13 protein-coding genes, 1 tRNA gene and 1 rRNA gene are annotated in these 19,812 nt (G+C 41.1%); 1 reads left to right on the top strand and 14 read right to left on the bottom strand.

Going from position 1 to position 19,812, the window contains the following annotated elements:
• Nucleotides 1-137: 137 nt before the first annotated feature.
• The 3 genes from TT13_RS09250 to TT13_RS09260 form a co-directional block, all read right to left on the bottom strand.
• Nucleotides 138-1,370, bottom strand: a complete 1,233-nt coding sequence (locus TT13_RS09250) for an LCP family protein (protein ID WP_027699706.1) — start codon at nt 1,368-1,370, stop codon at nt 138-140.
• Between the two features lie 212 nt (nt 1,371-1,582).
• On the bottom strand, nt 1,583-2,539 hold the full coding sequence (locus TT13_RS09255) for a thymidylate synthase (RefSeq protein WP_027699707.1): 957 nt from the start codon (nt 2,537-2,539) through the stop codon (nt 1,583-1,585).
• Nucleotides 2,540-2,549: 10 nt separating this feature from the next.
• Nucleotides 2,550-3,029 (bottom strand): deaminase, encoded by a 480-nt coding sequence (locus TT13_RS09260; RefSeq protein ID WP_027699708.1) that lies wholly within the window; start codon nt 3,027-3,029, stop codon nt 2,550-2,552.
• Between the two features lie 208 nt (nt 3,030-3,237).
• Between TT13_RS09260 and TT13_RS09265 the strand changes: the two genes are divergently transcribed.
• Nucleotides 3,238-3,468, top strand: coding sequence for a Veg family protein (locus TT13_RS09265; protein WP_027699709.1), 231 nt, complete (start codon nt 3,238-3,240; stop codon nt 3,466-3,468).
• 123 nt (nt 3,469-3,591) lie between these two features.
• Here TT13_RS09265 and TT13_RS09270 read toward each other — a convergent pair whose 3' ends face one another.
• The 11 genes from TT13_RS09270 to rrf form a co-directional block, all read right to left on the bottom strand.
• Nucleotides 3,592-4,938, bottom strand: coding sequence for a hemolysin family protein (locus tag TT13_RS09270; protein ID WP_027699710.1), 1,347 nt, complete (start codon nt 4,936-4,938; stop codon nt 3,592-3,594).
• A gap of 171 nt (nt 4,939-5,109) precedes the next feature.
• On the bottom strand, nt 5,110-9,351 hold the full coding sequence (locus tag TT13_RS09275; RefSeq protein ID WP_027699711.1) for a beta strand repeat-containing protein: 4,242 nt from the start codon (nt 9,349-9,351) through the stop codon (nt 5,110-5,112).
• Nucleotides 9,352-9,659: 308 nt separating this feature from the next.
• Nucleotides 9,660-11,024, bottom strand: a complete 1,365-nt coding sequence (locus TT13_RS09280) for a hemolysin family protein (protein WP_027699712.1) — start codon at nt 11,022-11,024, stop codon at nt 9,660-9,662.
• A gap of 54 nt (nt 11,025-11,078) precedes the next feature.
• Nucleotides 11,079-11,975 (bottom strand): 16S rRNA (adenine(1518)-N(6)/adenine(1519)-N(6))-dimethyltransferase RsmA, encoded by an 897-nt coding sequence (gene rsmA / locus TT13_RS09285; protein WP_027699713.1) that lies wholly within the window; start codon nt 11,973-11,975, stop codon nt 11,079-11,081.
• A gap of 7 nt (nt 11,976-11,982) precedes the next feature.
• A complete protein-coding gene (gene rnmV, locus TT13_RS09290) occupies nt 11,983-12,537 on the bottom strand; it encodes a ribonuclease M5 (RefSeq protein ID WP_027699714.1) in 555 nt (184 codons plus the stop codon).
• 1 nt (nt 12,538) lies between these two features.
• A complete protein-coding gene (locus TT13_RS09295; protein WP_027699715.1) occupies nt 12,539-13,339 on the bottom strand; it encodes a TatD family hydrolase in 801 nt (266 codons plus the stop codon).
• A 113-nt stretch (nt 13,340-13,452) separates the two neighbouring features.
• Entirely contained in the window at nt 13,453-15,591 is a 2,139-nt protein-coding gene (locus TT13_RS09300; RefSeq protein ID WP_027699716.1) for a cation:proton antiporter, read from the bottom strand.
• A gap of 14 nt (nt 15,592-15,605) precedes the next feature.
• Nucleotides 15,606-17,408: a DNA helicase RecQ gene (recQ, locus tag TT13_RS09305; RefSeq protein ID WP_027699717.1), complete on the bottom strand. Its 1,803-nt coding sequence runs from the start codon at nt 17,406-17,408 to the stop codon at nt 15,606-15,608.
• An 84-nt stretch (nt 17,409-17,492) separates the two neighbouring features.
• Entirely contained in the window at nt 17,493-19,511 is a 2,019-nt protein-coding gene (metG, locus tag TT13_RS09310; protein WP_422821963.1) for a methionine--tRNA ligase, read from the bottom strand.
• A 131-nt stretch (nt 19,512-19,642) separates the two neighbouring features.
• A tRNA-Gly gene (locus tag TT13_RS09315) sits at nt 19,643-19,714 on the bottom strand.
• A 3-nt stretch (nt 19,715-19,717) separates the two neighbouring features.
• Nucleotides 19,718-19,812 (bottom strand): 5S ribosomal RNA (gene rrf, locus TT13_RS09320); the annotation flags it as partial.

The following is a 19,812-nucleotide window of genomic DNA, read 5'->3' on the forward strand; positions in this document are numbered from 1 at the left end:
CTAAATACTATCCTTTAAATTTTACAATAAAAATTCAAAAACGTCAGTCTTTTCTTTGCTAGTAGCCAAGACTATAAACTTATTAGAGATACAAAAAACCTGGACTTGGCAATTAATGTCAAGACCAGGTAAATAGGCTAATTCCCGTTATTTAATTTCAAATTTGCTTTAGTATTACTGCTTGGATATAAATCATCTGCTAAGCCAACACTGTAAATATCGGAAGAACTAACCGTACTTGAAAATTCATGGCCGGTTTCCGCGCTCTTAAGACCAAGCGCTGAGCGAACTGTGTTAGTCATCGCTTGACGTTGATTGGTTGTTAGTCGTTGATATGAAACACCATTATACATTTGTGATTCACCTTGAACCGTATAACTCGTAATTTTATCACTAGCACTCAAATAACTTGAACCAATTGTTAGTAAATCATTCCAAGTCAAATCAGTTGCGATATTTTTGGCTGCCGTATTAAAGAACTTCGCATTTAAGACCTTGGTTGGATTACTCTTAGCTTTATCAATAATCGCTTGTAGAATCAACCGCTGGCGCAAAGTCCTTCCATAATCACCAAGTGGATCTTCATAGCGCATCCGTGAGAAGGCAAGCGCTGCAGTTCCATTCATACTAGTATAGGTTGAAAAATTGCTACCATCCTCGGCATATTTAAAGGTCGTTGATCCCTTGGTAAAGTGATAGAGATTGTTCCCATATTGTTCGGCTGTGTCTTGGCTAAATGTAAAGGTTAATGGTGAAGCAACCTTAATTCCATCCAGTTGATCAACAACCTGACCCAAACCACTCATATTAACCATTGCATAATAATTAATTGGTACATTAAACATCTTTTCAATGGTCTTCATCGTTGTACCAACACCATCACCAAGACTGGCGTTACTGTCAGCCGTCTCTTTAAAGGCATAAGCTGCATTTAACTTTTGTGGGAAAGAACTTTCAAACCCAGGAATTGAAGTCATAATGTCTCGTGGAATTGAAACAATTGTCGTAGCTTTCTTTTCAGGATTAACAATCACCAACATGATTGAATCTGTTAGACCTGAACGATCACGATTAGAACCAAAATTACCATTAGTTCCCGTATCCGTTCCTAATAGCAAAACGGCAAAGGGCTTTTTACTGTTCAATAGAGCCGCATTTGCACGCTCATTGCCAGAACCAGTCGATGAGTACGTTTGGTTAACAGCTTTATGCGCCATGTTATATACATAGGCTGCATATGCACCACCAAGAACAATTCCTAATCCAAGGATTGATAAAATAATAGTGATAATCAGCTTCTTTCTTGGATGCTTCTTTTTAGCACTTTTTCTTTGTCGTTCAACCCTTGACTCTAGATGTTCATTTTCCATTCGTTAAACCTCATTACTGATATCTTTGGTACTCTACCGTACCAACGGTCCTAGCTAGTCTACACTATAAGCTTATAATCTGAAAGAAATCATAAACTTAAAAAAGGGCAGAATGAAATCAATACTTTCATCAGCCCCATATTTATTTCTTTATAAGAATACCCCAAACAATTAATAAGCTTAACATGATTTTGAATGGTCGTAAACGACTATCAGACAGATACCGGTGCTTTAATTGCTTTAGCTGGCTCATAACCCAGTAATTTAATATCAGTCATTTCATAGTCAAAGAGTGACTTAACCGCTGGATTTAAGACTAGCTGTGGCAAGTCACCCATTGGCCGACTCAACTGCTCAGTAATTTGATTAACATGATTATTGTAGATATGTGCATCCCCAAATGTATGAATAAACTCACCTACTTCTAAACCAGTCTGCGCTGCAACCATCTGTAGTAGCAAGGCATATGAAGCAATGTTAAAAGGCACACCTAAAAAGACATCACCCGAACGTTGATAAAGCTGCAAGCTCAATTTATTGTCACTTACATAAAACTGAAAGAGACTATGGCAAGCTGGCAGAGCTTGGGTTGGGACTGCTTCTGGATTCCATGCCGTCACAATTAACCGCCGTGAATTTGGATTACGCTTAATTTCTTGCACCACATCATCAATTTGGTCAATAAAACCACCCTGGACTTTACGCCAATGGCGCCACTGAGCCCCGTATACCTCACCTAACTCGCCAAATTCTTTAGCAAAGGCATCATCTTGTAAAATTCGGTCGACAAAAGCCGCGTGTTCAGCATCGTATACGGCTTTAAATGCTGAATCAGTCTCCGCTCGATGACCAAAGTCGGTCATATCCGGTCCCTGGTATTGATCCGATTCAACCCAGCGCTTAAAAGCCCACTCATCCCAAATATGGTTCTTATGCTCTAATAAGAAACGAATATTTGTATCACCGCGCAAAAACCAGAGTAATTCACTCTTAATCAGGCCAAAGGGTACGCGCTTAGTTGTCAAAAGCGGAAAGCCTTCTGTTAAATCAAAACGCAATTGCCGACCAAAAACTGAGCGTGTCCCCGTGCCAGTCCGATCACCCTTACCAGCTCCATTTTCTAAAATATCACGGGCAAAATCTAAATATTGTTGTTCATTCTTACTCATTTGCTGTCTCCTACTCCGTCAAGTAACGGTCTAATTGTAAAGCTGCTAAATCAGCTGCGCTTAGCGTAACTTGACTTAGTTCAATCTGTTTTTGTGTCAGCAATTCCATCGCAAACTCATCATTATGATAATTACGTAAATAATTTATTTTTACAATACCGGCCTGCAACAAAAATTTTGTACAGTGCACACAAGGAAAATCCGTAACATAAATTTCAGCTCCAGCTGCCGGGATTCCCATCTTAGCTAATTGTAGTAGCGCATTTTGTTCAGCATGTACGGCTCGAATACAGTGGCCGTCAACAATTAAATCGCCAACTTCTGTACAATGCGGCGTCCCCGCTACCGAACCATTATAGCCTGAGGCGATTATTCGGCCATCTTTAACAATTACCGCGCCAACATGTAGTCGATTACAAGTGCTACGTGATGCCAACATTGTTGCTTGCAACATAAAATATTTTGGCCAATCAATTCGTTCGGTTTCCATTGCCACACTCCCCGATAAATTTTATTAATTAGTCTATTTTATCAAATAACCGAATAATTGAGCAAGCAACTTAATAAAACGTTCGAATAGCTTGTTTTATAATTAAAAATATGATATACTTCAATAGATTACTTTGTGATTAAGCACATTTCGCGTAGCGGTCTCATTTGCCGCTAGTTGTGGGGTCGCCCCACGAAAGGAGTGCAAAATGCCTGCAGCATTAGCAGAAATTAAGCAACATCTCGACGAACATATTGGTCAATCAGTTACTTTAATAACTCATGAGAGTCGTAATCGAACAATTGAGCATCAAGCCATTGTTCGTGAGACATTTCGTTCAGTCTTTGTTCTAGATCTAGAGCAAGAAGGTCGTGAGTTTGACCGAGCATCATTTAGCTACACAGATATTTTAACTGAAAACATTGAAGTTAAATATTAATTATTCGGGGAACTTATTCACAATTATCCTCGACCACCAGTTAATGCTTAGATATAGGTATTAATTTTGCATAATAAAAAGCTGGCTAGTTCTTTTAAGAACTAGCCAGCTTTTTTAACGTCATTATTTTGCTGCGACTGGTAGTTGTGTAACTTCTACTTCGTTAATAAAAGTATCTTTATAATCGAGCACTTTAATCAAGAAGCCGGCTACAACAATCTGACTACCATTTTGAATCAAATCCTCATTATCGAGAATAAAACCAGATAGTGTCACCATCTCTGAATTATCAAAAGCTGGAATATCAATTTTGAAAAAGCGTTCAAAATCATAAAGCGTCAATTTACCAGAAACCTTATAAACTTGGCTACCATCTGGTTTCTTATCAACCTTTTCGATCATATCTTCCGCAACTTCATCAACCTCGTCACGCACCGTACCAAACAATTCTTCATAAATATCTTTGTCTGTGACAATTCCTGATGTCCCACCATATTCGTCTCCAACCACTACCATTGGCGTACGGCTGGCAATCATACGTGATAAGACGTCCATAATTGGCATATTCTCAGGTACCGTTGGTATGTTACGAATTACCTTACGGACTGAGACGCTATCATCTAAGGTTGCTTGATACATAATATCATAATTAAACACGTAACCTAAAATTTTGTCCTTGTCATGATTAGCAACTACCGGGAAGCGAGAATGCTTACTGGTAAAGTACTTCTGCAAGGCTACCTTGACCGTTGTCGTCACATCGACCACTTCTAATTCAGTTCGGTCAACCATAATATCAACCGCTGTTTTATCCGTCATCTCAAAGGCACGTTCCATAAAAACATAATCTTCTGCGTCAACTTCACCTTGGCGTGCTGCAATCCGGGTCAAAGACAAAATCTCAGCTTCCGAGTATACCTCTTCGTCTTCATTCGCTGTTTTTAAGCCCATAATACGGGTAAAAAAGACTGCCGAAACATTTAATAACCAAACAAAGGGATAAAAAATCAAATGAAAGGCACGCAATGGCGTTGCTACGAACAACAAGACCCGAATTGGAAACTCAATGGCAACATTTTTGGGAACTAATTCCGTAAAGACTACTTCGATATAAGTCAAAAGAACCAAAGCAATTACCGAAGCTAAAACACCTGCGGCCACGCCTGGTATACGTTGTAAAATCCCTAAATCTAGCAACAAACTAGCAACTGTTGCTTCACCTAACCAACCTAGAATCAAACCTGATAAAGTAATTCCAACTTGTGTTGTTGATAAATACTCATTTAAATTCTCGACCATATGGATTGCCAAATTAGCCTGTCGCGATGGGCGCTCACGCTTAGCTTGATAATCCTCTAAAGCCGATTTACGTACTTTAACTAGCGCAAATTCGGCCGCTACAAAAACCATTGCAAAAAGCAAAACTACAATGATTACTACCGCCGATATTATTTCCTGACCAACTGTCAAAATATTTCCCCAATTTCTATAAAATCATTTATTAATATTATACTAGAATATTATTTTTTTGGGACCTTTCCCAGATTTTAGCTCAAAATCTAAAATAACCACCCAGCTAGTTCAATCTCATAAACGTTGAGCCTGGCTTGGTGGTTATTTTAAAGCAATTTTCTGGTGTAACTAGTCTTCTTCATCGCGCTTGCGCCGACCAATAGCAAAGATTGCCGCCAAGTAAAGACTCGCTTGTCCTAACCATGCAATCGCTTTATTTGAAGCCGTAACGCCAGTATCTGGTAAACTAGTCCGACTTGGCAATAGACTCGCAGCATTTGGTACTGCCTCTTTGACAGCAACATCAGCTACATTGCTATTATTCGAGTCCGTTGACAGTATTTCATCCGGCTGCGAACTGCTACTATCAACTGGCAAGACGGTCACCATCACCGTTGCTGTAATTTGGTTACCAAATCGGTCTAAGAAACTGTAGGTAACCGGATAAGTGCCCGCCTTTTGCAGATTCAAACTAGTTTGGTCAATAATCAGCTTTGCGCCAGCAACTAGACTACCATCTGAATCAGTCGCATGAATTAACTGCAATGGATCAACTGTTGTCCCTACATTAACCTGCACAGCTAATGTTCCAGTTACTGTTACGCCAGGTACTGACTGTGCTAAAGTAATGCCAGCTGGATCGGCAAGTACCGTCACCACCGTTTTAGCAGTAACTTGGTTACCAAAACTATCGGTGTAACTAAAACTAATTGGGTAGGTGCCGGCTTTGGCAATATCGACTGTCCCACTAATTGTCACGGCATTGGCTGGAATCGTGCTAACCCCATCCGAATCGAGGACGTTCGTTAGCAAGGTGCTTGGATCATAACTGGCACCGGCGTTAGTGTTTTGGTTCAAATTTACGCTAGTTGGCACATTCAAATTAGCTTGGTCTGGCGTCACAGTCACGAGGGTGTCGCCCGTGATTTGATTACCAAAGTTATCAAGATAACTAAAGTTAATTGGATAATCGCCAGCCACCGCTACATTCACGGTACCATTCACCGTTACAGCATTAGCCGGAATTGCACTACTACCATCTGAATCAATTGCATTGGCTAATAGCCCTGCAATATCATAACTGGCACCACTGTTGGTATTCTGTTGCAAAGTCACCCTGGCTGGTAAATTCAAATTTGCCTGATCTGGTATCACCGTCACAATTGCCATTGCACTATGTTGAACCCCAGCACTATCGGTGAAGCTATACTGCAAATCATACTTAGTTGATGTTTGCGTTGTGGCTGCCAACCGCATTTGCAAACCAGCTTGTTGGATTGGCGTGATTTTAGTAATCGTCAATGGTAGAGAAATGTTTTGCCCAAGGAAATTCGTCCCGTTCAAAGTGTAATTACCGTTCGAACCATTGGCAGTCAAAATCGTTCCATCTGCATCAACCGCTGTCGTGATTAGACTCAACGGATTGAGGGCAGTTTCTTGTGCCCCAGCATCAACTGTAATTGCCGGAGTAACTGCCAAGTTACCAACTTGCATTGAGCTAAAGTATTTACCAACCGAAGTTGCAGCAAAGCCACTATTCGCATTCGCATAGCTATACATAACTTCATAGCTACCAAGCAGATTATTTACAAACTTGCCATTCACCACATTCAGCACGGCGGGATTTGAAGCCGTAATACTGGTAATTGAACCATCACTGGCTGAAGTAATCACAACCGTGTTCCCAGCTGGGTCGGTCACCGTTGTGGTCAACCCTTGAGTTGGTGCAGCAGTATCAACATAGCTAGCTGGGTAGGCCATTAAATCGACAGTACTACCAACTGGCATGTTGGGAATTGTCGTTGCTGTAATGTAGGAAGCGGGTACCGTAATCGTTTCATAGGCTGATACCATGTTTCGTAAGTTATCAAGATAAACATAGCGTACCTGGTAAGTACCACCGGCTTGGAAGCTAAAGGTACCATCCGCATTCACGGTTACCCCGCCATTGCTTTGGGCGACCCCAGTTGTATTACCATTGTTAGTCGCTAAGAGCGTTTTACCAGTACTATCATAAACCATTGTGATTAGATTCAAGCTTGTCGTGGTTGGCGCATTATAATTTGTGTTAAAACTCGTCACGGTCGTTGGCGTAGCTGTTGCAACTAGACCGCCGGTACTCAAGGTATAGTTAGTGTCAGTCGCCGTCAAATTACCATTCAAGCTCACGGTTTGCCCCGGCATCACAATGGCACTAGTAGGTGCAGTTAGACTGGCTGTATCAGTAAAAGTCCACTGACCGGTGGTTGCGTTATAAGTGGCATAAAGGTAACCCGATGATGTAAAGGTTCCTGTCGCTGAGGTTGTTGAGGGTGCCATATAACCGTATGTAACAATCATTGGCGTAGCTCCGGTGATATTACCATTCGCATCGTAGATATAACTAGGCGTAAAGTTGGCAAAGCTACTACCACCGTAGTCATAAATGATGTAAGAATGACCCGCACTATCAACAAAGCCGGCTAAAGTCGTATACCCTTGAGCCTTGATCCAACTATCATTACTAGGGTCAATCATAATTGGTCCGGCGGCGTTAATTGTCGACCCCGTTGCCGTTGAAGCAACCGCCCCAGTACTGGTAGTTCCATATTGAGCGACAAAGTTATAATTTGTCGCACTTAATTGACTCATCGTTAGCAAAGAACGGGAACCCAAAGCACTCCAAGTATAGCCGGACTTACCATAGGTACCAGGAATTAACGTAGTTGAGAAAGAGGTTATAAACTGATCTGAAAACGAATTACTAGGTCCTTGCCCAAGCGTTAAGGCCAACCCACCACTAAAGGAAGTTCCATTATAGACCGAGGTTCCCACCGTTTGTGCACTGGATCCAATATTAGTGAAAGTTGATAAACCACCGTTAGTTAGGGTAGCAACATTCGGAATTAAGACCTGTCCAATTAAAATCTGCCCATTATTGGTATTCACGGTCAAATTACCCCAAACTAAGGTTGGTACAGTAACCCCATTAGAGTTCTTAGCCGTGCCGGTAGTTCCAGCCGTATTAATCGCTGAACTTGTCACAAAGGGGTATTCAATTGCGCCACCAGCATAGGTACTCTGTGGATTCATAAAGATCCATTGACCTGTAGCTGCGTTATAAGTAACAAAACTAACCAAATGAATGGTATTACTTGCTGAATTGCCAAAGCTACTAGACCAAACTGAACCTAAACTTGCATCAATATAACCACCATTATAGTTGGTTGTACCTGAAACATAGCCAGCCGGCAAATTAGTATTCATCGTAATTGAATTACCATTCGCAGCTGTATAACTAGTTCCCGTAACAAAAGCGTTTGCCGGGATATTAATTGATAACCCGGAAAAGTTCCCAGTATTACTTGATGTAATTGCTGGTGCGCCAGCAGGATTTTGCGCATTGATATTCCAGCTACCGTCAGCATTTTGCGTCAAGTTTGCAGTCCCGGTCGTCGTTCCAGATGTGTAGGTAGCCGTAGCTGTTTTCGCACCTGTTTGAAAGAAATTCGTTAAGGTAACTGTCTTACCATAATTGGCAACCGTACTAGCCCCATAATTAACCGTATAAGTGGCACTCGCATTCGTGCCGGCAAGAATTGGGATGTATTGATTAGTTGCGTCGTAACCTGTAACCGCCCCATATTGTAAGATTAAGTCCCAATTACCTGTTGTACTATCTAAAGTACCCGTAACTGTTCCCGTTGTGACTCCATTACTAGGGTTGGCAACCGTATATGTTCCTGTCAAGGTGCTACCTAATGCTAGCGCGGTAATCGTCACGTTATCCGTTGAACCATTAACATTTTGCCCAGTAAAACTACCGGTAACATTACCAGCGCTGTCAATGTTGACGCCAGTTGCGTTGGTCGTTGTTGCATAACCAGTAGCCTTAACATTAACTGCTGTTGTGTTAGCACTGGTGGCCGCTGTACTGGCTGTACTGGCAACCACATTAGCTGCAAACATTTTTGCCTGACTTGCTGAGCTAGCTGGCGTTGAACTGGTACTAGTTGTGCTAACTGCACTCGCAACTGATTGTGCATCGCTACTTGTTGCATCCGTCGCTGAGCTAACAGTTGAGGCACTGGTTAAATCGCTGGTTGGCGCAACCGAAGCCGTGCTACTACTTGCACTGGTACTGCTCGTACTGGCTACATCAGCGGCCAAGCTACTGCTACTATCCGCCGTACTGCTTGCAACTTGCTGACTCTGACTTGTACTTGGTGTGCTGCTGTCGGCTAATACCGGCTTGCTAGTCAATGTAACTGCACTTAGACCACTCATTAATAGAAGTGTTGAATAGAAACGCAAACGCCGTTTATGCAATTCAGATAAGTGATGTCTGTGTAAATCAGCTATCCTATGTTTTTTATTTTTTTCTACCAGCATCACACACCTCCTACACTTGCTTTTATTAAGATTTTTTATATATTATTTGTATAATTATAACAAAATTATTAAAGTTAATAAATCTTATTGTTTGTCCCATAATTCTGATTAAAACAACTTTAGATATGCATTTGTTGGGTTAATATATTTCAAACAATAGTGACAACAACAATATAAAACTATTCAATAAAAACATTTGCTTTTATTTTTATGTGGCCATTTTGATTAAAACGAGTAAGTTACCATTAGCTTGAAAGGCAAATAAAAAAGTGTCTGACGATAAATCGTCAGACACTCCACTTTAAATTTTAATCTTCGTCGGTTGCTTCAGGTTCTTCAACCTGCTCAACCGGTAATTCAACAACTTCGAAATCGTTAATATAGGCATCTTTGAAATCCATCGCTGTAATCTCAAAATTTTCAACCCGCATTGGTTCACCAACTGTTACGTCTGGCTGCTCATCTAAAATATAACCCGTCAAGGTAACCATTTCAGACTCTTCAAAGTCACGGAGCGTCGTTTTGAAGAAGCGTTCAAAATCATACAAGGTAACCTTACCAGAAATCTTGTAATGCATGTTCCCATCTTCATCGGAACCTAATTTGGTAATCAAATCATCAGCCACGTCATCAATTTCATCACGCACTGTACCGAACAACTCTTCATACACATCCTTATCGGTAACAATTCCCGACGTTCCACCATATTCGTCCTTAACAACGACAATTGGTGTCCGATGGGTAATCATTTCTTTCAAAACTTCTGTAATTGGTTGATTCTCACTCACCGTTGGAATATTCCGCAAAACTAGTCTGACAGAAGAATTCATATTTAAGCGACCTTGGCGGACTAAATCATAGTTATAGACATAACCTAAAATCTTATCCTTATCATTATTGGCCACAACTGGAATCCGTGAGAAACCTTCTTCCAAATAAAGATTAAGCGCATCTTGAATTGATGCAGTCACATCGACGACGGTCAATTGTGTCCGATCAATCATAATATCAATGGCAACCTTGTCATTCATCTCAAAGGCGCGCTTCATAAAGGTCAAATCTTCTTCATCCAATTCACCGGCCTGTGCGGCATCCTCTGACAAAGAAATAATCTCATTTTGCGAGTAAATATCTTCATCGGGATGCGCATTGAAGCCGAGCATCTTTGTAATTAGAGCTGCTGCCCGATCAAATAACCAAATTAAAGGATACAAGATTACATGGAAAAACATCACTGGTCGCACGATAAATAGTAGCACACGGACCGGTTGATCAATCGCAATGTTTTTTGGCACCAAGTCTGTAAAGACGGCGTGGATAAAAGTAAAAATCAAAATAGCTGCAAGCGAAGCTATGCTATGCGCAACGGCAGCCGGTAAAATCTTAGCCCCAATGATTAAATTGGCAATCGTTTCCTCACCAATCCAACCTAAAATCAAAGACGTTACCGTGATTCCTACCTGAGCCGTTGATAAATACTCAGTTAGGTGATCAAGCATATTCAAAGCATGCTGAATGTTAGCAGATGGCTTTTGCCGTGCCTCTTGAAGGGCACGTAAAGCAGATGGTCGCACTTTAACCAAAGAATATTCGGTTAGTGTGAACAAAACTGCTAGTATCAAAATAATAATTATTATAACTAAATTGACCATAATAGACGGACCGGAATCCATATTTGGGTTACCTCTTTTTCTTAAAAATTTATTGCAGTAGCATCATTATATAATTTACTTATCGTAAACGCCAGCATTAAAAAGCGCATTGTGTAAACTAATAAATTCTTCTAAAGTTAATTTCTCAGCACGAATTTTTGGTGAAATTTCAGCCGCAGCCAAAGCAGCCGTTAATTTAGCCACCATCACCTCATTCTTACCAAATGCAGCTGTTAAATTATTCCAAAGCGTTTTACGCCGTAGAGCAAAACCAATTCTAAATAGTTCAAATAATTTAACTTCATCCTGTGGTAAGACGGCTAATGGCTCACGTGGTGTCAACTTAACAATCGCTGAATCAACATTAGGATTAGGAATAAATGACTTACGTGACACGGTAAAAGCAAGTCGGGCGTTCATACGATATTGCACGGCTAGTGAAAGTGAACCATACTCTTTTGTACCCGGCCGAGCTGATAAACGCTCGGCGACTTCTTTTTGCATCATTACAACAATTGCATCAAAATGAATCCCTGATTGCAACAGTTGCATCAAAATTGCCGTCGTAATGTAATAAGGTAAATTCGCCACTAATTTAAGGGGCGCTGTTGGATCAGAGAAGGATGCTTTAATTGAAACTGCTAAATCAACCTTCAAAATATCTTGGTTAATAATCTTAACATTCTGATAGGGTTGTAGCGTGTCCGCTAAGACTTCCATTAAACGACTATCAATTTCAAAAGCCACCACTTCCTTGGCAGCCCGGGCTAATTGCTCCGTCAAAGCCCCAATTCCGGGGCCAATTTCAATTACATTATCGGTCGCACTGACATCCCCAGCGGCCACGATATTATGTAGGATATTAATATCCGTTAAGAAATTTTGCCCCAAAGACTTCTTAGTGTTAATGCCATATTGGTTCATTATCGCCTGGGTACGTAAGGGGCTTGCAATATCTGGTATATCAACCATATTTTATTTAATCCTCAAGTTCTTTCAATACTATCTGTAATTCATCACCTTTGATACCAAACATCTGGAGGCGCTTTAACAATTGCTTGCCATTCACATAGCCTAACTTTAGGCGTTCAGCGACAAAGGTCCGGCGCTTAGCAGCATTTGCACCACCAATTAAACCAGCTTGAAGCAAATCATGCTGGGTAATATCTGAAATCAGGTCAACTTCATGCGGAGTATAGACCTTTGCTAAGGCCTGCTCAATCGCCGCCTGGTCAGCGTACTCAATTCCCAAACTATGGTGGGGAATTAAACGTCCCGCTTCATTTTTTGTTAAAAAGGCGTGTTTAGCCGTTGGTACGGCGGCCGTAATCAACTTTCGTAACCGTTCACCGTTAAAATCAGGATCTGTAAAGACAATGACGCCGCGCCTTTGGGCGGCTTCCTTAATTGCCATGATTGTTTTATCTGAAAGTGCCGAACCATTCGTTTCTAAAGTATCAGCTGCGACAAAGCGTTGAATAACGGCTGTGTCGGCCTTTCCCTCAACCACGATAACTTCTTTAATTTTTTCCATATTAAGCTAAATGCCAAAGACGATGTGCATTTTCCCGAGTCAATTCTGCAAGTTCGTTGTATTCCATCCCTAGCTGATTTGCTAAATTATCAATAGTATGGCGGACAAACATTGGCTCATTTTGCTTACCACGTAGCGGTACTGGCGCTAAATATGGTGCATCGGTTTCAACTAATAATCGGTCACGTGGGACTACCTGTACAGCCTTTTGCACTTCTTTGGCATTCTTAAATGTTGCAATTCCTGAAAATGAAATGTACATTCCTAAGTCTAAAAAGCGCTTAACTTCATTTTCATCACCAGCAAATGAGTGCATAACGCCGCCAAATTGCGCAACATCATTCTCTTTCAACATAGCATAAACATCATCGAAAGCATCACGGGCATGAATCGTTACTGGTAGTTTAAACTCCTTAGCTAAATCCAACTGGGCCTGGAAAGCTTTCTTTTGGTCAGCTGGCGTTGTCGTGTCCCAATAGTAATCAAGCCCCATTTCACCAAGCCCAATTACCGCTGGGTCGCTGAGTTGTTTTCGTAAGGTAGCCAATTCGGCTGGTCCGAACCCATTAATGTCCTCGGGTTGCCAACCAACAATAGCATGGGCCCCCTCAAACTCATGAGCAATCTCAATTGCCCGCTCGTTGCCGACAGTATCATAACCAACAATGTTCATCTCAACTACCCGGTATTCCCGGGCCCGAGCCCAATATGCTGCAACATCATGCCAAAAAGCATCATCATTCAAATGGGTATGCGTATCAAAACTATCCGCTGGACGTTTTGTCGGATCATAAATGGCCATTTCTTTACCTTCTTTAATATCATTCTTATTTTAAATCTAGAAATTTTTCAATCATTCTTAATGATACCAAAAAAGCACGCTGGACTTAACCCCAGCGTGCAATTTACTTGATTTTAGTCTTCAATATCGGCCGACAAAAGCAATGCTTGCGCTGCAATCACTTCATCGTATAACTCTTTAAGTAAGGCCGGATTAAATTCATTCTTTAAACGTCCATTTTGAATATAGGTCAATTCTGCCTGCAAAGCAGCCAACAAAACTTCGCTTTCTTCAACGTCCGCACTCTCTTGACGCTCCCAGCGACCACGACTTGAAGCAATCACGTGCCGAACGGCAATAATGTGCCGCTGGTCGGCTCCTTCCATTTCAAGCTGATTAACATACTCCGTTAATGCACTATCTGAAATTACCGCCATTTCATTGAAAATATCCTGCCGGGCGTTCTTCTTACTAACGCTATAGTCCTGTGGGGCTAGCTGTAATTGCGCATCAAGCCAAGCCTTTTGCTGCTCAACACTCTTTTTCACCTCAGCTTGAACTGGCGCTGGTAATTCAGCTAAACGGCTCATTTGAGCATCTAAGCGTTTACTATACCGTTCAAGATGCTCTTGGCGCCGTTTATATTCGCGCTGTTTCATCTTCTTAGGGTTGCGTACTAGACGTTTAACCATATTGAACAAAATTTGTAGCCAGATAAAGAAGTTTTTCTTACCAAAAGCCCACTTCCGATCTTGACTGGCTTTCAAACGCCGATAGAAAATCATCAAGTTTTCACTGACGGCACCACTATCAATCGCCTCTTCCATCGCCTTATCAATAACCGTTGTAACCTCTTTCGTCGCTTTTATCCATTCTTCACGATCTAACTGATCACTACCGTAGCCCAACTGATCTTGTAATTGACCAATCACACGCTGCTTAACGGAACTAGAAATATCTAAACTATCAACAAAGGCCATTCCAGTATTAATCATCGCTAAGTGAGCCTTTGAATATTCATCAACACCAAATTTAGGCTCAACCTTATCCAACATCTTAGGGAAAATAATTAGTGGCACAATTAAGCTCAGTAAGATTACTGTTGCTGCAATTAAAAGCAAAGCATTACGCTGGGGGAAGGGTGCACCATTATCTAGCGTTAACGGCAAGGAAAAGGCCATCGCCATAGTAACAGTCCCGTGAACACCACCTAATGCAAAAACCCAACCATCACGGCCTTTATCATCAATAAAATTAGAGATGGGACCATCATTACTACGATAAATTACAATAAATCTAAAGACTAACATTACTAAATAAATGGCTATACCAATGCCGATGTAATACAACCACTGGCTGTCGTGTCCAGTACCATCTTTAATCACTTGGACTAATGCCGAACCAAGCAAAACAAAGACCAAGCCGTTTAATACTTCTGAAACAATCCCAGTTAATTGGTTCGTTAAATTACTCAAAACTGATGACATAAATTGGGTGTGATGCCGCTCTTCATTTGAAAAGACCCCTGTGACCACCACCGCAATAATCCCAGATAACCCAAGATGCTCAGTTAAGCCATAGATAAAGATTGGCGCCAAGAAATATAACATTGTATGGGCAACTGTATCATCAAATTGATTTCGCAATAAGTATTGACGCAGCATCATTAAAATAAAACCGGCTAGCAAACCAACAATCGCTCCACCAAAGGCAACTTTCATAAATTCGATAAAACCAGTTACAAAAGAAAACTTACCCGTATTCAACCAAATCAACGCCAATTCTAAAACAACTAAACCAGTTGCATCATTAAAAAGCGACTCTAAACTCAAAGCACGTTTAATACCACTTGGTACGGCACGGCCTTCGGTAACTGATTCGAGTGCGGTTGCATCAGTTGGTGTAACAATCGCTGCCAATGCCAACATTAGTGGCATTGACCAGGCTAACGCATGTGAGCCTAATAAAGTTAGCAGCAATACGGTCATAATTGCTACCCCCCCAGCTAGACCAACAATCGCTCCAAAGTTACGTGAGATTATCCGTGCACTAGTTTTTTGACCTTCATAAAAAAGTAAAGGTGCAATAATCAGCATCATAAACCATGACGGATCTAGCTGCGGCGTAAAATTATGTAAAGCCGGTACTAAGGCCAGAATAATTCCACCCAAAATCTGCCAAAATGCTTTTGGTATGCTAGGAATTGCTTGTGATAAAAAATTAGCAATTATGATTGTGACAATCATAAAAGATAAAACATAAAAGATTAACATATCTGCTTCTCCCCCTAGACCTCTTCTGATCCTTCGGTTTCACTGTTGATGATTTCCATAAATATTTCACCATATTTTTCTGCTTTAACTGGACCAACACCATTAATTTTCAAAAGTTCTTCGATCGTTTGCGGCTTTTTCAAACTTAATTCCATCAAAGTCTGGTCAGAAAAAATTGTATAGGGTGGATTACCGGCAGCTCTAGCTAATTCAAGGCGCTTAGCCCGTAAAGTTTCAAATAAAGCTCCACCAACAACCTTGGTCAAACGCGTATAATTTTGCGCTGTACTGGCCTGACGTTGTCTTACCTCTTGCTGGCCTTTAACAACTTGTGCACCCAAATCAGTCAAAGACAAACTATTATATTCGCCCTGCATTTGAATATAGTTATCGGCGATCAAATAATCAATAAAACTATTTAACCGCTTGAGGGTCGTTTTAGCCATCAGCCCATAGGTTGATAGTTGATCAAACTTGGTCCACGCCATTTTATCAGGTAATTTCCCGCGCAATACCTGAACTGCCGTCGTTTTACTAGCCTGATGCCCAGTCTGGGTCATCCGATAAATATTCGTCAAAACCTTTTGGGCTTCTTCGGTCACATCAACTAATTCACGTTGGTCAGTACAATTACTACACTGTCCGCAATCGGCCATATCTTCACCAAAATATTGCATAATATAACGCGGTAGACACATCTGGGTTGCAGCGAAATTGGTCATTTCTTGTAACTTTTGATATTCATTTTGCCGGTAGGCTGCATCATCATTCTGACCATTATCAATAAAGAAACGCTGTAGACGAATATCAGCTGGTGAATAAAGTAAAATCGCCTCACTACTAAGGCCATCACGACCGGCACGCCCAATCTCTTGATAATATGCTTCCACACTACCCGGCAAGGTTGCGTGGATTACATACCGGACGTTGGTCTTGTTGATTCCCATTCCAAAGGCATTGGTTGCCACGATTACATCAACATCATCATACAAAAACGCCTTTTGAGCTGCACTTCGCGCTTGATCGGGCATTCCCGCATGATAGCTAACCGCTTTAATATTTTCCGCTTGTAAATACTGCGTCAACTCATCAACTTTTTTCCGGGTACCAGCGTAAATAATCCCAACCTGATTTAGATGATTCTTCACGTAATCTAAAATATATGCCTGTTTTTCTTTATCGCTAAGCCCTTTTTCAATTTTTAAAATCAAATTATTCCGGGCAAAACCAGTTACGACTTTCTTTTCAATGTGCAAGCGTTCTTCCAAATCAGTTTGTACTCGGGCCGTCGCCGTCGCAGTTAAAGCCATCAATAACGGTTTTGCTGGTAGTTGATCAATTAACTCCACCGCATGTAGATAACTGGGGCGGAAATCATGTCCCCATTGTGATAGCACATGGACTTCATCAATTACCACCATCGCAACATCGGTTTCGAGTAATGTCTGATAAAAATTAGGGTCTTCCAAGCGCTCTGGCGCAATATAAACTAGTTTATAACGTCCTTGTTGCATCGCCCATTGTCGATCGCGTAGCGTCGCAAAATCGAGCGAAGAATTGATTAATGTCGCATCAACACCAGCCAATTGTAACTCAGCCACCTGATTTTGCATCAATGAAATTAGTGGTGATACTACAATGGTCGTACCGGCCAATAATAAGGCTGGAATTTGATAGGTTAGTGACTTACCACCACCAGTTGGCATAACCCCTAAAGTTCGCTGACCGGCTAAGACACCATCAATAATTTCAGCTTGACCAGGCCGAAACTCATCATAGCCAAAGGTCTTTTGTAATACTTCTAAAGATTTTTGCACGCCGCCCCCCGATTCTCTCAACCATAATTTGCAAATAAAAATAAAAACGCCCCCAACTAAAATAGTTAGCGACGTTTATAAGCTTTAGCCTAGCTCTGAACCAGCTTCAATACCTTCTGGCAACAATGATAATGTAACCACATCATCCTTCTCTGCCGACAAAAGCATTCCTTCTGATACCTCGCCCATCATCTTACGTGGCTTCAAATTAGCAACAAACGCTACATTCTTGCCAACTAGTTGCTTAAATTCAGGATACCACTTCTTAATTCCTGAAAGAATCACACGTCCTTGTTCTGTACCATCATCTAGCTTAAAGCGTAGTAGTTTGTTTGATTTCTCAACTTCTGATACATCAAGAATCTTTGCAACTCGTAATTCGATTTTTTCAAAATCATCAAATTCAATTAATTCTTTACTTGGCACTTTAATATACTCCTTTGCAGGCACAGCCTTAGCTCCTGTCATCTCATCACGGATGTAAGTAACCTCTGCTTCAACATCAACACGCGGGAAGATTGGCTCACCCTTAGCAACGACCTTACCGCCGGTTGGTAAGTCAGTATACTTCAAATCTTCAATTGAAAGATTTGAACTAGCTAGTCCAAGCTGGGTAAAGATTTGATGTGGTGCAACTGTAAGCATTGGCTGCAATAGGATTGCAACCACGCGCAATGCACCAGCCAAGTGGGCCATTACTGAAGCAAGTTGTTCACTAGCTGTTTCATCCTTAGCTAAGGTCCAAGGTGTTGTTTCGTCAATATACTTATTTGCCCGTGAAATTAACTTCCAAACTTCAGCCAAAGCATCGGCCGTTCTTAGCTCTTGCATATTTTGATTATAGCTAGCAATCACCGCATCAGCCGTTGCAACCAAGTCTGCATCATAATCAGTTAAACCAGTCTGTAAGGCTGGGATAACCCCATTTTCATACTTATTAATCATTGCAACCGTTCGATTGAGTAAGTTACCCAAGTCATTGGCCAAATCATAGTTAAGCTTTGATACGAAGTCTTCAGGTGTGAAGATACCATCGTTACCATAAGGCATTGCCTTTAGGAGGTAATAGCGAACGGCATCAATTCCATAACGCTCAGCCAAGGTATCTGGGTAGACCACGTTACCTTTTGACTTTGACATCTTACCATCACGCATTGTCAACCAACCATGACCCAGTACTTCCTTTGGCAAAGGTAGTCCCAAGGCATGCAACATAATTGGCCAGTAAATCGTGTGGAAGCGGACAATTTCTTTACCGACTAGTTGTACGTTAGCTGGCCAGAACTTATCAAATAGTTCCGTATTATCTGAACCATAACCCAAGGCAGTAATATAATTTGACAAAGCATCAATCCAGACATAAACAACGTGTTCTGGATCTGATAATACTGGTACACCCCACTTAAAGGCAGTCCGGGTAACCGCAAGATCTTCCAAACCTGGCTTAATAAAGTTAGTAATCATCTCATTCATGCGAGATTCAGGTTGGATAAATTCTGGATGCTGTTGATAATAATCGAGCAACCAATCAGCATACTTACTCATTTTAAAGAAATATGATGATTCTTTAACAAGCTCAACCTCATGACCAGAAGGTGCCTTACCACCAATCATGTTGCCAGCCTCATCACGATAAACTTCAGCTAGTTGTGATTCTGTAAAGTACTCTTCGTCATCAACGGAATACCAACCTTCATATTCACCTTTATAAATATCACCTTGGTCTAAGAAGCGTTGGAAAATCATCTGAATTGCTTTTTCATGGTCCGCATCAGTTGTACGAATAAAGCCATCATTGGTGATATCCAAAGACTTCCACAAAGCTTGAATATCAGCAGCCATGCCATCTACATATTCTTTAGGAGTCATTCCCAACTTTTCAGCTTTTTGCTCAATTTTTAAACCATGCTCATCTGTTCCAGTTAAGAAATACACGTCTTCATTTAATAGACGATGATAACGTGCAGCTGCATCAGCTAAAACCGTTGTGTATGTGTTACCGATGTGCAGTTTACCAGATGGATAGTAAATTGGTGTTGTAATGTAGAATGTTTTTTTGTCTGCCATAAGTTCCTCCCGTATAGCAAATGAGCTATACGCTATTTTTATACTAATAATTACTGCTTTTAATTATAGCAATAATTAGCCCTTTAGCGCTAAATAAATTAACACATTTAAGTATTATACAAAAAAAGTGGAAGTAATCAGTTGATTACTTCCACCTCTCTGTATTAAGCGAACGACGGGAATCGAACCCGCATTCCCAGCTTGGAAGGCTGGAGCACTAGCCATTGTACTACGTTCGCATAGCATCGCGATGTCCTATCCTCGCAGGAGGCGATCCTCCAACTACTTTTGGCGCTACTGAGCTTAACTTCTGTGTTCGGTATGGGAACAGGTGTAT

This window comes from Weissella oryzae SG25 (genome assembly GCF_000691805.2).
GTDB classification, from domain to species: Bacteria; Bacillota; Bacilli; order Lactobacillales; family Lactobacillaceae; genus Weissella; species Weissella oryzae.